The sequence below is a fragment of the Neorhizobium sp. JUb45 genome (assembly GCF_004343585.1).
In the GTDB taxonomy this organism is placed as follows: Bacteria; Pseudomonadota; Alphaproteobacteria; order Rhizobiales; family Rhizobiaceae; genus Neorhizobium.
This window is the reverse complement of sequence record NZ_SLYW01000009.1, coordinates 62,571-77,787: the sequence shown is the minus strand read 5'-3', so window position 1 is coordinate 77,787 and position 15,217 is coordinate 62,571. Positions and strand designations below refer to the sequence as shown.

The 15,217-nt window shown below is 59.5% G+C and carries 11 protein-coding genes; 1 reads left to right on the top strand and 10 read right to left on the bottom strand.

What is annotated here, in order from left to right; translation table 11 throughout:
• Positions 1-8: 8 nt before the first annotated feature.
• The 5 genes from EDF70_RS24590 to EDF70_RS24570 form a co-directional block, all read right to left on the bottom strand.
• Positions 9-1,721, bottom strand: a complete 1,713-nt coding sequence (locus EDF70_RS24590) for an ABC transporter ATP-binding protein (RefSeq protein ID WP_132279065.1) — start codon at positions 1,719-1,721, stop codon at positions 9-11.
• 11 nt (positions 1,722-1,732) lie between these two features.
• Positions 1,733-2,908 carry an ABC transporter permease gene (locus tag EDF70_RS24585; RefSeq protein WP_132279062.1) on the bottom strand — a complete coding sequence of 392 codons (1,176 nt, stop codon included), beginning with the start codon at positions 2,906-2,908 and terminating at the stop codon, positions 1,733-1,735.
• Positions 2,909-2,918: 10 nt separating this feature from the next.
• Positions 2,919-3,905, bottom strand: coding sequence for an ABC transporter permease (locus EDF70_RS24580; protein WP_132279059.1), 987 nt, complete (start codon positions 3,903-3,905; stop codon positions 2,919-2,921).
• Positions 3,906-3,932: 27 nt separating this feature from the next.
• Positions 3,933-6,047: a family 10 glycosylhydrolase gene (locus EDF70_RS24575; protein WP_132279056.1), complete on the bottom strand. Its 2,115-nt coding sequence runs from the start codon at positions 6,045-6,047 to the stop codon at positions 3,933-3,935.
• Positions 6,048-6,150: 103 nt separating this feature from the next.
• A complete protein-coding gene (locus tag EDF70_RS24570; protein ID WP_132279053.1) occupies positions 6,151-8,079 on the bottom strand; it encodes an ABC transporter substrate-binding protein in 1,929 nt (642 codons plus the stop codon).
• 202 nt (positions 8,080-8,281) lie between these two features.
• On the opposite strand from EDF70_RS24570, the gene EDF70_RS24565 reads away from it, so the two are divergent.
• Complete coding sequence (locus EDF70_RS24565; RefSeq protein WP_132279050.1) at positions 8,282-9,295, top strand: LacI family DNA-binding transcriptional regulator; 1,014 nt, start codon at positions 8,282-8,284, stop codon at positions 9,293-9,295.
• Between the two features lie 149 nt (positions 9,296-9,444).
• Here EDF70_RS24565 and ugpC read toward each other — a convergent pair whose 3' ends face one another.
• Genes ugpC through EDF70_RS24540 form a run of 5 tightly spaced genes read right to left on the bottom strand, consistent with a single transcriptional unit; the run spans position 9,445 to position 15,212 of the window.
• The gene (gene ugpC / locus EDF70_RS24560; RefSeq protein ID WP_132279047.1) at positions 9,445-10,509 is read right to left on the bottom strand and encodes a sn-glycerol-3-phosphate ABC transporter ATP-binding protein UgpC; all 1,065 of its coding nucleotides are present in this window, start codon (positions 10,507-10,509) and stop codon (positions 9,445-9,447) included.
• A gap of 16 nt (positions 10,510-10,525) precedes the next feature.
• Entirely contained in the window at positions 10,526-11,368 is an 843-nt protein-coding gene (locus tag EDF70_RS24555; protein WP_132279044.1) for a carbohydrate ABC transporter permease, read from the bottom strand.
• Positions 11,358-12,290 carry a sugar ABC transporter permease gene (locus tag EDF70_RS24550; protein WP_132279041.1) on the bottom strand — a complete coding sequence of 311 codons (933 nt, stop codon included), beginning with the start codon at positions 12,288-12,290 and terminating at the stop codon, positions 11,358-11,360. Before EDF70_RS24550 ends, EDF70_RS24555 begins: the two co-directional genes overlap by 11 nt.
• Before the next feature lie 12 nt (positions 12,291-12,302).
• Positions 12,303-13,574 (bottom strand): sugar ABC transporter substrate-binding protein, encoded by a 1,272-nt coding sequence (locus tag EDF70_RS24545; RefSeq protein WP_132279038.1) that lies wholly within the window; start codon positions 13,572-13,574, stop codon positions 12,303-12,305.
• A 36-nt stretch (positions 13,575-13,610) separates the two neighbouring features.
• A complete protein-coding gene (locus EDF70_RS24540; RefSeq protein WP_132279330.1) occupies positions 13,611-15,212 on the bottom strand; it encodes an FAD-dependent oxidoreductase in 1,602 nt (533 codons plus the stop codon).
• Positions 15,213-15,217: the final 5 nt, after the last annotated feature.

Below are 15,217 nucleotides of genomic sequence, written 5' to 3'. Positions count from 1 at the left end.
TGAACGGCTCAAACTTGATCTGCGCGCAGGCGGTGAAGCATGCGCTTGTTGCGGGGATCCGGATTGGGGACGGAGGAAATCAGCCGCTTCGTGTAGGGCTGCGACGGGTTGGTGCAGATTGACTCCGCATCGCCGACTTCAACGACCTTTCCCCTGTGCATGACCGCCACGCGGTCGCAGAAGTACCGCACGACCGAGATATCGTGAGAGATGAAGACGAAGCTGAGGTGCAACTGCTTCTGAATGTCGAGCAACAGGTCGAGTATCTGGCTGCGGATTGACACGTCGAGCGCGGAGGTCGCCTCGTCGGCGACGATCACCTTGGGATTGAGCGCGAGCGCCCGGGCGATACCAATGCGCTGGCGCTGACCGCCTGAAAACGCGTGCGGGTAACGTTCCATGGCAAGAGGATCAAGGCCCACCTTGCCCAGCAACTCGGCGACGCGCGCCTCCAGGGCCCTGCCAGACATGGCCTTGGAGATGACGAGCGGATCGCCGATGATCTGCTTGACTGTCATGCGCGGATTGAGCGAGGCGAACGGATCCTGGAAAATCAGCCTCACATCCTGATGATAGCGCCGCAGATCGGCCTTGCCGAGCGTCGTGACATCGACCGGTGAGGCCGCCTCGTCGGCACGGTATGTGACGCTACCCGACGTCGGCTCTACGATGCGCAGGATCATCCTGCCGAGCGTCGTCTTGCCCGAGCCGCTCTCCCCAACGATACCGAGGTTTTCGCCGGGGAAGAGATCAAGATCGGCGTCATCGACGGCGACCAGGCCGCGACCGCTGCCGCGCGAAAACATGCGTGACGGTGCGCCGTAGATCTTGGTCAGGTTTCTGATGGAGAGAACCGGCGCGACGGTCGGAGCGAGCGATGCCGGCAACGCGCGCCCTGCCGCGCCACTTTCCAGCTTGACCGTCGCATCGAGAAGCTGTCGCGTATACGGATGCCGGCTTGCGTGGAAGATGTCGTCGACCGGCCCCTGCTCGACGATCTTGCCGAAGCGCATAACGGCAACCTCATCCGCAACTTCGGCGACGATCCCCATGTCGTGGGTGATTAGCAGCATTGCCATGCCGCGCTCGTCCTGCAGCCGCTTGATGAGGTCGAGGATCTCCGCCTGCGTCGTGACGTCGAGCGCCGTCGTCGGCTCGTCGGCGATTAGCACTTCCGGATCACAGGCGAGCGCCATGGCGATCATGGCCCTCTGCCGCATGCCGCCGGAAAACTCGAACGTGTAGCGATCGGTCATCAGTTCTGGCTGCGGGATTTCGACCTGGCGCAGCAGCTCAATGCAACGAACGCGCGCCTCTTTCTTCGAGACCCGCTTGTGCAGGCGAACCGCCTCAACGATCTGCGAGCCGATCGTATGAACCGGTGACAAAGAGCTCATCGGCTCCTGAAAGATCAGTCCGATCCGACCGCCGCGGATGCCCAACACCTCGCGGCTCCCCTCCTTAAACTGGGCGACATCCACAGGCCCGTCCGGGCCGTCGAGCAGGATCTGGCCGCCGGTCATACGGCCGGGCTTGTCGATGATCCGCATCAGGCCGCGGGCCGTGACAGATTTTCCCGAACCGCTTTCGCCGACAAGCGCCATCGTCTTTCCGCGCTTCAGGTCGAAGGTGACGTCGCGCACAGCGTGGAGCACATGTGTCCGGAGGTGGAAATCGATCGACAAATTGCGGACCGAGAGCAGCGCATTGGGCTTCATCATCGAACTTCCTCTCAAGTGTCGTAGGGATCGGCTGCATCACGCAGGCCGTCGCCGAAGAAATTGAAGGACAGCACCGCGAGCACGACCGCGAGGCTGGGCCAGATGAGCAACCACGGCGCGGTTGCGACCGTGCGGACGTTCTGAGCATCCTGAAGCAACACACCCCAGCTGACGACCGGCGGCTTCAGGCCGACGCCGAGGAATGACAAGGACGTTTCCGCTACGATCATTGTCGGGATGGCGAGCGTCACGACTGCGAGAATATGGCTAGTGAGCGACGGCAAGATGTGGCGAAAGATGATCCTCCGCTCGCCGGCCCCATCCAGCCTCGCAGTAGTGACGAAGTCATCGCCGCGCAGCGAGAAAAAGCGCCCCCTGACCTCTCGTGCGAGCCCCGTCCAACTCAGAAGCGATACGATCAGCGTTACCATGAAGTAGACAGAAAGCGGCGACCAGCTAAGCGGGATTGCAGCCGCTAGCCCGAGCCAGAGCGGAATGGTCGGCATAGCGCTGACGATCTCGATGATCCGTTGAATGAGTGTATCGACCCAACCGCCATAGTAACCGGAAACTGCTCCCATGATCACGCCAAGCGACAGCGAAATCGCCACGCCCACGAGCCCGATCGACATAGAGACCCGCGTTCCGTAGATCAGGCGGCTCATCAGGTCTCGACCGAGGCGGTCGGAACCAAGCAGATACATTGGTTCGCGCGCATCCAGTGGACCGACCAGATGAGTCTCCATCGGGATGACACCCCAGAGTTTGTAAGGCGCACCTTTGACGAAGAAGCCGATCGGTATGACCTTCGTCTGGTCGACAACGAAGCTACGGCGTAGCGCCTTAGGCTCGATCTCGATCTTGTAGCCCTTGACATGTGGCAGGAACCTGGTCTCGCCATCAGCATTCGGCGCAAATAGTGAGATCCTCTGAGGTGGTGCAAAGGTGAACTGGGGCCGGGACGTGTTGGGCAGGCCGGGCGCCAGGAACTCGGCGAAGGCGCCGATCAAGTAGAGCACGACAATGATGCCGCCGGCGACAGCCGCGACCTTGTGGCGGAAGAAGCGCCGGCGGATGAGGGTCCACTGTCCGGCAGCTTCCAGAGTTTTGACCTTCCCTCCCGACTTCAGCGGGCTGACGGCGGGACCAGTCTCGAGTACGGCGGTAGAATTTCTGTCGATCAACATGGCGCCCCCCTCAGTTGAACCGAATTCGCGGATCAAGCACCGCCAGAAGAATGTCGGAGATCAGCATCCCAACCAACGTCAGCACACCCATCAGGAGAATGAAGCTGCCCGCCAGATACATGTCCTGGCCAACCAACGCGCGCAGGAGCAAAGGACCGGCGGTCGGCAAGTTCAGAACGATCGCTGTGATGGTCACACCGGAGACGAGGTCCGGCAGCACCCAGCCGATAGAGCTGACAAACGGATTGAGCGCGATGCGCACGGGATATTTCAGGATAACCTTGTGCTCGGGCAGTCCCTTGGCGCGAGCCGTGATCACATAGGGCTTGCTTAGTTCATCGGAGAGGTTCGCTCGGAGGATGCGGATCATGGCGGCAGTGCCGGACATGGCGATGACGATCACCGGGATCCACATGTGGCTCAGCATATCCGTGAGCTTGGCAAGGCTCCAGGGAGCATCAACGAAGGCGGGAGAGAAGATGCCGCCCACGCTTTGCCCTAAGAACCGATAGCTGGCATACATCAAGGTAAGCGCCATGATGAAGTTCGGCACGGCAAGCCCGATGAATCCCAGCAACGTGAAGGCGTGGTCGCCGAACGAATGCCGCCTCACCGCCGAATAAATGCCGATTGGGAGCGAGATCGCCCATACCATTAAAAGGCTTGCCAGCGAGATCAGCAAAGTTGATCCCATCCGGTCCCAAATTAGGGTGGAAACCGGCTGGTTCCATTCGAATGAGTAGCCGAAATCGCCACGGGTCAGTATTCCGCCAATCCAGACAAAGTACTGAACATGGACCGGCTGGTCGAGGCCGTACTGTGTGCGCAACCGCGCGATCGTGGCCTCGTCCAGGTTCTGTCCCCCATCGGCCATGGTGGACAGAAGTGACGTCAGATAGTCGCCGGGCGGCAACTGGATGATCATGAAGGCGATCAGCGACATGCCGAACAAGGTCGGTATCATGTACAGAACGCGCTTCGCCACATAAGCAAGCATGGTCTCCTCCCGCTGCTATTGCTTGGCTCACGACTGCCAGGTGAGATGAACCGTCTCAAGAGCCTCAATGGTAGGCACCAGGATTTCGACACGGTTCCCCACGATACGGCTTGAAACCGCTTCAGTGCCAACGAGCAGCTTTATCGCCCCCGGCTTGCGCCCCTTCGGCAGTTCGATCGACAGGTTTTGCTGACCGATCGGATAGACCTCCCGCAAGGGACCCTTCATCATCATCGGGTTGGTGAGGTTGACCAGGAAGATCGCCATGGCGTCCTCACTCTCGTAGACGGCGATATCGATGATCCCTTTGCCCTCGACCCGGACGCGATGATCCTTGCCGATCGCCCAGTTCACCGCATTGGCGATCAATCGGCCGTGATCGGGAGCAAGCACCTTCCAGAAGACCTCGCCGATATTCCACGGGATGTAGACGACGCGTCCTCCGTGGCCGGTGTCGCGTGCAACGACGGCGGCTCCGGTCGGCGCCTCCCGGGGGTAGACCTCCTCCATCGGCAGATCTGGAAAGTCAGGCACGTAGAGGAACGGGGTGTCTGCCGTCGCATCTGCATCGACAGCGATCAGACGTGTACCGCCGATGATGCGAGAGGCGCCCTCATAGCCCTTGTTGACAGGGTGCGAGCCGGACAGCGCCACGTAGGTGTTTTTGACAGGACCGCGTGGAGCCGATGTCAGAGATGCGCCGAATACCCGCGAGAGACCGAAATCATCCCGTCGAGTGCCAACTTCGTCGTAGAGCGAGGTCTCGCTTGCCGCCACGACCGAACCGCCGCGCTGGACATATTGCTCAATCGCCAAGCACTGTTCGTCGGATAGATATGTAGCGTTGGCCAGTACGATCAGCTTGAAGCGGTCGAGTGCTTCTGGGGTCATCACTTGGTCGGAGAGGAACTCGAACGGAATGCGCGCTTCGACCAGGGCGTGATAGAAACCGAGATCGTTGTGTTCGGCGATGTGCCGCTCTTCTGGTGCCCAGTGCCTGAGCGTCGTCGACGGATCGATGATGGCGATCTCGGCTGTCGGCTGCATTCCCTCGATTTGTGGCTCGATGTCCGCATGCAGGTTAAATGCCTCGACGACCGGCTGCACCCAGCGATCATCCGGAACGCAGGCGTTGAATTTTGTGAACCAGGGAAACAGTCCCTGCGCCATGCCATCATGGATCCACAGCTTGATCTCTTCGCCGCTCTGGACGCTGTCCTTCCAGCGATATTCTTCCTCCGGCCCGATGGAGGTGATCAGCCCGACCGGACGGTCGCGGAACGTCCCGCGGATGCGCTTGCCGTTGCGGCCGGCAGACCAGCCGACCTCGACGCCTTGGCGCGCCTGGTGGTCAACGAACAGGATCGGGCAATGCTTCTGGATGAGTGACAGGTCGAACTCCATGAGCGATGAACCGCTCATGTTGGGGATGAAGCTCGCGTGGGGGCGGATGGCCTTCACCGTCTCGTCCCAGTAGACCACGAGGTCCGTGAGTACCCGCCGGCGCCATGCGGCCCATGCCTGCCATGCGGGATCGGTGGCATCCGCTTTCGCGGGAAGGTCAAAGCCGGTTTCGCTTTTGAAACGTCTTTGATTATCTTCGCTGTATGAAACGCCGTGCCCCTGCCAGCGGTTGGCGAACACCGCATCGATATCGTATTTGGTGACGATCTCCCGGATGACCTCGGTGGTAAAGTCGCGGTTGTAGCTTCCCAGCGCGTCGGTCACGTAGATGCCGGGGAAGGCCCAGTGTTCGCGTGGCGTACCGTCCCGGTTGATCGCTACCCACTCCGGATGGGCAGCCGCCGCGTCCGCGTGGATGGCATGCGGGTCGACACGCGCCATGACATGCATGCCAAGCTTGCGAGCTCCCTCGACGATGGTGCCGAATGGGTCTGTGCCGCCGATGAATTTCGACACGTAATGCAGCGGGATTTCGCTGGGATAGTAGGCAATGTAGCCGCCGGCCGAGAGGCACACTGCGTTCGACTTGGTGCGCCGAAACACGTCGATCCAGAATTCCGGATCGTATTTATCGGGATCATCTTCCGCGAATGTCAGCTGTGTCCAGCGGGTGGCGGACTTGTACCATTCAGGAGAACGATCGGTGGAAACAACGGCTTCGCTTGGTCGATGCAGCATATGGGCTTTCCATGGCAATAGGGTGCCTTCGCGCCGTGGGGCACGTGCAACAGGTTGAAGTACGCGTCCCGGACCTTTCCAGGACAGGGACGAGACAGTGTGATCAGGCCTTGAAGAAGGTCTCGGGGTTCGCAGGTCCCGGCGTCGGATAACCCCAGGAGTTCGGCATCGTCTTGGGGACGTTCTGCATGTCGTTTCGCACCACGCCGTAACTGTCGCTCGGCAGGCAGACGCCGAAGACATAGAACTGGTCGGCGGCGATCTCGAGAATTTCTGCCATCAACTTACGTTGTACCTCTGGATCCGGCGAGCCTAGCACGCGGTCATATCGTTCCAACGCGTCCTTGACCGGCTGGGGTGGTTCGACCGCTCCCTTGGATGCGGGGTCGCGGTACCATAACTGCCACCCCTTAGCGTAGAGGGCTTCTGTCGTGTTGGGGATGAAGTAGCGTGGGTCGAGGATGGCTGCGATACCGCCATTGCCACCGAAGCGATGCGCTGTGCCATCGAACTCGATGCCCTGGCGAACCCGAACCTCCCACAGGGAGCGGTCCATGCTTCGCATCTGCACATCCACGCCGACCGCCTGGAACATTGGCAACGCGAGCTGGAAGATGTCAAGAAACGTTGCGCGCGCCTGATCGATCTCGAAGATGATCGTCACCCGTTTGCCGCTTTCATCCTGTCGGAAACCCTCACCGTCTTTGTTCGGAAGGATCTTGTCCAGCAGGGCGTTGGCAGCATCGGGATCGTACTGAGTGAACTGTGTAGCCAGGCGTTCGTTGTAGAGTGGATCTTCCGCCCGGACGGCGGGCTGCGAGATCGTTCCTTGGCCGATGAACACAGTGTCGATGATAGCCTGACGGTCCAGTGCCATAGACAGCGCCGCCCTGAAATCCTTGTTGTTGTAGAGTTTTCGCTTGGCCTCGTTAGGATGGTTGAGGTTGAGCTGGAAGACCATCTCGTTGGTCTCGGTCGAGGTCAGCGTATAAAGGCCGAACTTGCCCTGTTCCTGGGAGTCGTAAAGGACGGCACGGTTGGCTGGGGTGGCTATGTATTGGTCCATCAGGTCGATCTCACCCTGCATGGCTTTCAACAGCAAGACCTGTGCATCGGCCACCATCTGGTAAACGATGCGATCAAGGTAAGGCAGTTGATTGCCCTCGGTATCGACCTTCCAATAATAGGGGTTACGTTCGGCAACCGCGCGGTCGGTGCTCTGCCCCGGCGCTATTGCCATTTTCCAGGCGTGAATGACCGGGCGCTGCGAGTTCTGGAAGAACTCGTTGTCGACGACGAGACCAGCTTCACGCTGGAACAATTGGATCCAGCCGGAAGCTCCCTTGGCCTTGGCCTGCTGCTCGGCATCCGGATTATATTTTATGTGGAACTGCTTCAGGTAATGTTTCGGTGCACGCGTCGTCTGGTCGTCGTTTGCCCAAGCGAGCCGCAGCGGGAATAGTCCGTTGGGTGCCGCGAAGATCACCTTGAACGTGACGTCGTCGACAGCCTCGAACCGCGCCTTTTTGCCTCCAGCTCGCAGATGGTTCTGGCCAACGTCGTTCAGGCCATCATAATCGAAGATATCCTCGTACCAGAACAGGATGTCCTCGGTGGTGAAAGGCTCTCCATCCGACCACTTCATCCCCTTGCGAAGCCTGAAAGTGAATTCGGTCGCATCGGTATTGCTTTCAAAATGCTCTGCGACGTTCGGCACCACACCCGACCAATCCGGCGCATAACGAACAAGAGGCTCGTAGGCCTGGTAACGAAACAGCATTGATAGGGATCCACCACCGACAATCGCGCTGTTCCAGTCACCCCCATGGGTGCCGACGCGATCAAGAGGCGTTACGACGAGTGGGTTGATCGGCAGGCGATCCGCGACTGCGGGAAGGTTCCCTGCCTTGACCAAAGCTTCCAGCATGGCCGGCTCCCTGGCGGGAGTCACCTGCGCAAGCGCAGGCATTGCAGGCAGAATAACAGCGGCAGTACTCGCAGCCAGAAACGCGCGGCGACTAAATCCTTGCATGACTTTCCTCCTCCATTCACGTCGCAGCCAGGATGGCCTCCCCTCCTCAGGATCGGTCCCGCCACGTTTCCACAAATTGCCCTGTCAAGGCAGCTTTTATCTCTTCTTTTTTGTCAGCTTGTATTATGTAATTTGTTAGGTAAAGCGTTATGTTGAATTTTGTTTCCAAGACCGGCGTGCCGGTCTGACGATGAGGATGGTCATGGGCCGGATTACATTGCAGGACATCGCCAACCACACAGGCTTGTCGAAATTCGCGGTGTCGTGTTCCCTCTCGGGAAAGCCGGGCGTTAGCGACGCTACCCGGAAACGCGTCGAAGATGCTGCTGAAAAACTGGGATATCTCCGCCCTAGGCCTGTAGAAGAACAGCGCGAGATCACGGTGATTTTCCACGATCGGGTCGACAACGTCAGCTACGAACTACGCACGATGCTGCAGGACGGTATGCAACGGGAAGCGCATCGTCTCGGTCAGCCTGTTCGCCTGCAATGGACGCACGACGCCAATAGGGTGGAGACTATGGTGAAGGACAGCGCGGGCATCATTCTCGTCGGCCCCCATGAGCAAAGAACCCTGGATATCCTGAAGTTGTCCGGCGTCCCGGTGGTGCGGCTCGGCTGGGTTTCCCCTCTGGAACAGGCGGACCATGTCGGGGGAACGGATCATGAGGCAGGCATCGCAGTCGGCGACTATCTGAACGGGCTAGGCCATCGGGACATCGCGTTCCTGCAGGGCGAGGAAGGATTTCGTGGCCGGAAGGAGCGGTATCACGGCCTGCGCGAAAGTCTCGAACAACATGCCAATGCGCGTTTGCATGATTTGCGGTTCAAGGAGGATGGAGGCTTTATCCCCGCGCTGCAAATGCTTCACAAGGCTGGCATTGCGCCAACGGCGCTGTTTTGCGCCCATGATGGCTTGGCACTCACAGCCGTTTCCGAACTCCTGGCGCGGGGTTACCGCATCCCGGAAGACATGTCGGTGGTCGGCTTCGGCGACTTCTCCGCGGCAACCCAGATCTCCCCACACCTGACGACCATTAAGGTCCAGGGGGTCGAAATGGGTGCGACAGCGATGCGCCTTCTACTGGAACGTATCGAAACGCGGGGTCAACCGGTGCACGCACGACGCATCCTGATCGCGTCGACCTTTGTCGAGAGGCGATCATCGGGCGCCGCGCCGAAGCGGGCGAAATTGTTAGATCGCACAAGCCCGTAGAGGCTTCGCAGTGATGAAGGGATTGGAACTGTCGACCGTACCTAGTATCCCTAAGCAATTGGAAATCGATCGCCCCACCAAACCGGTCGATTGCTGTATGACGCGGTCGCAAGTTCGCTTAGCACTCATATCGCGTTATGAGCGCGTCATTAGTTGAGGCGGGTATCACCGTCTTCAGAAAACAGGTGAATGGAGCCGACCTCCGGCGAGACGTGCATCACTTCGCCAGGCGCACTATTGATCCGCTCACGGAAGACGCCGGTTACCTGATTTCCCCCCAACTTCATCGTCACTTGCGTCTCAGGCCCCATCGGCTCGATGAGCACGATTTCGGCGGGAACACCCGCGTGACCGGGATGGTCAGACAATCGAAAGTGTTCGGGGCGAATGCCGTAGACGGCAGCCTGCCCCATTGCGGTGTTTATCGACTTAGGCAGGGGCAAAACCACGCCCGATGTTTGGAAGCCCGCCTCCGTTATCTTGCCCTCGATAAAATTCATCGACGGCGATCCGATGAAACCCGCAACGAACTGGTTGGCCGGACGGTCGTAGAGATCAAGCGGCGCACCGATCTGCTCTACCCTGCCGCCGTTCAGCACGACGATCCTGTCGGCCATGGTCATCGCCTCCACCTGGTCGTGAGTGACGTAGATAGTGGTCGTCTTCAGCTTCTGATGCAGTGCCTTGATCTCGCCGCGCATCACGACACGCAACTTCGCGTCGAGGTTCGACAGCGGCTCGTCGAACAGGAAAACCTGCGGATTGCGAACGATTGCGCGGCCCATGGCGACGCGCTGCCGCTGGCCGCCGGAGAGCTGGCGCGGATAACGATCAAGAAGATTGCCAAGGCCCAATATGCCCGCCGCCCAATTCACCCGCTCGGTGATTTCGGCTTTGCTGGCACCGCGGTGCTCCAGCGAAAAGCCCATATTGGTCGCAACCGTCATATGCGGGTAAAGCGCATAGGACTGGAACACCATGGCGATGTCGCGGTCCTTCGGGTCGAGGTCGTTGACGACCCTATCGCCGATATTCAGGGTACCGCCGGTGATTGTTTCCAGACCGGCGATCATTCTCAGAAGTGTGGACTTACCGCAGCCTGACGGCCCGACCAGCACAACGAACTCGCCGTTTTTGATGTCGAGATCGACGCCGTGAATAGTCTTTACTGCGCCGTAGCTCTTGCGGATATCGGAAAGGGTGACGTCTGCCATGATATGATCCGGTTGTTCAGCCCTTGAGGCCAGTATGGGCGAGGCCTTCGACGAATTGCTTCTGGGCAATAACGAAGACGATGAGGACGGGCAGCGCCGTCAGGGTGGCTGCTGCAAGCTGGATGTTCCACATCGGCCCACCATACGCATCCGTGTATTGGGTAAGCGCCTGCGGCAGCGTGAACATCTCGGCGCTGGAAAGAAATACGATAGGTTCGAGGAACAGGTTCCAGGAATGCAGGAAGGTGAAGATGGCAACAGAGGCCAGCGCAGGTTTTGCCAGCGGCAGGGCGATCCTGGTGAAGATTTTGAACCGTCCGAGACCATCGACGCGGGCTGCCTCTTCCAGTTCGGCCGGAAGCGTCACGAAGAACTGTCGCATGACGAATGTGGCGAATACGCTGGGCGCGCCGAAGATCGGCACGAGGATCAGCGGCCAGTGAGTGTTGACCATGCCGGCCTTCAGAAACATCTGGAATAACGGCACAATCGTCACCTCGGACGGGATCAGCAGGCCGAGCAGCACGATCATGAAGACCGCATTCGCGTAAGGAAATCTGATCCGGGCAAAGGCATAACCCGCCATGGACGAGATGATCATCGTGCCGACGGTCACCACCGCCGCGATATAGGCGGAGTTCCAGTACTGCTGGACAAAGGGCTGCAATTCGAAGACCTTCGAATAAGTCGTCCAGTCGTAGCTTTGCGGCACGAGTTGCGGCGGGAAGGCGAAGATATCGCTTATCGGCTTGAGCGACGACGTCACCATCCACCATGTCGGAAAGACGAAGGGGATGAGCAGTACGCACATCACTCCGTAGAGCGCCACCTTCGTGCGCGGGGAAATATCAGCTCTCATAGAAGACGATCCTCTTGCGCATCTGCCACTGGGCGAATGTCAGGATGGCGACGATGGCAAACAGCAGGATGGACAGCGTCGAGCCGTAGCCGAAGAAGTGAAACTGAAACGCCTGCTGGTAGAGATAGTAGACCAGCACCGTCGTCGAGAGACCCGGCCCGCCCTGGGTCAGCACCGCGATCTGGGCAAAGACCTGCAGCGAGCCAACAATGGTGATGATCGAGGTCAGCAGGATCGTCGGGCTGATCAGTGGCAGGGTGATGCGGCGGAACTGCTTGAAGGCCGGCGCGCCGTCAATCCGGGCTGCTTCGTAGAGTTCCTTCGGCACGCCCTGCAAGGCAGCCAGGAACAGGATCATGTTCAGGCCGACATTCTTGAACACCTGCACGACGATGACCGAAATCATCGCGGTCGTCTCTTCCCTGAGCCAGTTCGGCCCTTCGATGCCGAACGTCAGGAGCATGCCATTGATGCCGCCGTTTTTCTGCAGGAGAAAGCCCCAGACGATCGTCCAGGCAACCAACGAGACCACGACTGGAGAAAAGAACAGGGTGCGAAAGACTGCGATGCCGGCGAGCTTCTGGTTCAGCAGCACGGCCAGCAGCAAGGCCAGTGACAGGTTGAAGATCACCAGCCCGGCGGAAAAGATCGCCGTCGCGCCCAACACTTCGAGAAGGTTCTCGTCCTCCATCAGCATCCGGTAATTCTGCGCACCGGTATAGGTGAAGGTATTCGCGAGCACGTTCCACTCGTGCAGCGAATACCAGAAGACCAGCCCGAGCGGGATCAGCACAAAGACAACGATCCCGATCAGTTGTGGTGCAATGAAGAGGAAGCCGGCGAGGCTGTCGCGCCGCGCGATCGTCCAGAACGGCGATGAGGAACGGCCTTCCGGACGAGCGTTTTCCTGCGCGACAGCCATGACCAACCTCCTTCAGCGCTTCAGCAACGGGCCGATCTGGCCGCAGATTTTCTGAAGAGTAGCCGGCACGTCCGCCTCCGGTCGCCACACGGCGTCGAGATTGGAGCGAACCATCTGCTGGATCTGAGCAAAGCCGGTATGACCGGGCATGACCTTGCCGGTGGCGATGCCTGAAATCACGACCTTTTCGATCTGCTCCTGACTGAGCAACGGATTGGTCTTTTTCAGGATATCGGCATTCAGCAGCGACTTGCGCGCAGATGGGAAGAACTGGCTGAGCTTGGCCGAGTTTTCCGGATTGGTCATGTAAGCGACGAATTCGGCGGCCGTTTCAGCATTCTTACCCGATTGCATGACGCCGATGCCCGCCTGGCCTATCAGCGCATATTCACCTGCCGAGCCCTTCGGCAGCGGCACGAGATCCCAGCTGAACGCCTTCTCCTTAGGCAATAGCGAGGCGCGGCTGATCTGGGTGATCGTCATCGCCGCATTGCCGGCGAAAAAATCGACTGTCTCGCCCGGGCCGGGGATCGCCTTCTTGGTGAACACTGCGTCGTGGATGAAGGTCAGCGCATCCGCCATCGGCTTGTCGGCCATGGTGCAGGTCTTGCCATCTTCGCTCCAGGGCGATGCGCCCCATCCGCTCCACACAGAGGTAAGGTATTGCCATGCCTGATAGTTGAAGTCGCGTACGACCAGACCACCCTTGCCGGATTTGGCGACGGCGGCGGCCGTTCCGATCGCGTTGTCCCAAGTCCATTCGCCTGCAGCGATCATCTCGGCCGGTGTTTTGGCGCCAGCAGCCTTGATCAGGTCATTGTTGACGAAAACGGCGAACGGCGAAGTCGAAAACGGATAGGCGTATAGCTTGCCGTCTTCAGTCCAGCGTTCGGTGGCCCCGGTGCCGACTTCTTCGAGATTATAGCCTTCTGCCGCCTTTAAAGTATCGGTCAGCGGGTAAAGTGCACCCGACTTGACGAAGTCATAGGCCGAAGTCTCGAAGATCCACGCCATGTCGGGCGCGTTGCCACCGGCGATCTGGGTCGTCAGCGCCGTCGTGTAAGTCTCAAACGGCAGCGACTCGTAAGTGACGCTGACATTCGGATGATCCCTCTTGAAGCCCGCGGCGATCTCGTTGAACAGCTTCAGATGTGCTTCATTGGCGCTCCAGATTGTCATCCGAAGATTGACCGCATCCTGCGCCTCGGCAGTTCCGCCTAGCGCAAGCGATCCGAAGATCGCCAGCGCGCAGGCGGTTGTTTTCAAAGTCCTTTGATAAAGCATTCCCAGTCCTCCTCCAAAGATGGGTTCGATCAACAATCAGTAGGCGGCGATCTCCGGCCAGCGGATTTCGATGCCTTCGCGGGTCAAGGCCGCCTGGAATTCCGCCAGATGGCTGTCGCCTTCCTGCACTTGGTGTGGCGTCAGCCCCTTCTCCAGGCACCACGCCGCCAGCATGCCGGCCACTTCGCCGATGTTCCATTCGACAGGGTGCAGGCGGTAGCAACCGTTGGTGATATGCGTTGTGCCGATATTCTTGCCGGCCGGGATGAGGTTCTTCATTCGCTGCGGCAGCAACGCACCGAGTGGGATCTCGAATGGGCAGGACGGGACGTCGACATAATTGTCACCGCCGGTCGAGGGATGCAGGTCGATGCGGTACATGCCGACGCCGATACTGTCCCGATAACGCATCGCGCCTTTTTCCCCGCGCACTGTAAAGGACAGGTCCTGTTCAACGATCCGAGTTACCGGCTTGATGCGCCGGCCTTCGCGGATATAGGGCGCCATGGCAAGGCCATGTTCGGTGCCGGTGATATCACCACGCAGACGCAGGCCGCGGTAACCCTGCCCCCCGTCAAGACGCGGTGCTTCCGTCTGCAGCCAGTAGAAGACGGAATAAGAAAGGTCGGCCGCCGATTTCAGATGGCGCGCCTTTTCCTCGTCCGGAACGTCGATAATCGTGCCGTCCATGTAGTCGATCATCGGCCAATTCACGAGGCAGATGTCGGACTGGTAGAAACCAGGCGCAAAGTTTTTGCGCGCTGCGATCCGGCGAAAAATCCAGAGGTTCTCATCGCCACCGCCCTTGCGCTGGTCTGCATCGACGAGAAGCGGATCATCATCCGGGTTCGGCGTGAACGAGCGTGTCGTATGTTCCAGCGTGCGCGGATGCGGCGCCGTCAAGCCAAGCAGCGGCCCACCCCAGAAATGCGGCTGGTACTTGCGCCAGTAGTCATAATTTTCCGGCTTGTCGATCGTCTGGTCGCCATCGACATGATCGATCGCAAAGCAGATTGAGACCGCCTGAACATTGTCCGGCTGGGCTTCCGCCGGCGCACTCGGTTCGCCTGTGTCGGACTGCGCCTCGAAGCCTTTTGCGTATTCCGTACCCGTCATCGGCAGAAGATCGCCGAGTTCGGTCGCGTCGAGAACGTAGTCGGCGGAAATGACGATCTCGGCATCCGTATCGCGCTGGCGAACCGTAATCGAGCGAACCGTATCGCCCTCGACATCAGCGGCAACCGGCCGATAGGGTTTCAGCACCGTCAGCCGGCCGGCACCGATATAAGGCATCAGCATGCTTTCCATCACCGCCAGGCTGACGCGTGGTTCGGCGCAGATGCGGCTCACCCAGCCGCCGCCGGGATTGAGATCACCCCAGGCGCGGGCGCCTTCGGTCAGCGGATAGTGGTCGCGATAATATTGCCGGACACCACTGCGCAGTTTGCGGTAGGACCGTGTGATGCCAAACTGCTCGACCCAGGTGTGTTCATCCGACGGCACGGCCTGACTGGTCAACTGCCCGCCGATCCAGTCGAATTCCTCCGTCATGATGACGCGCTTGCCTGCGCGTGCCGCGCCAAGTGCTGCCGCGACGCCACCAAGTCCGCCGCCGACGACAAGAATATCTGCTCGCATCTCTT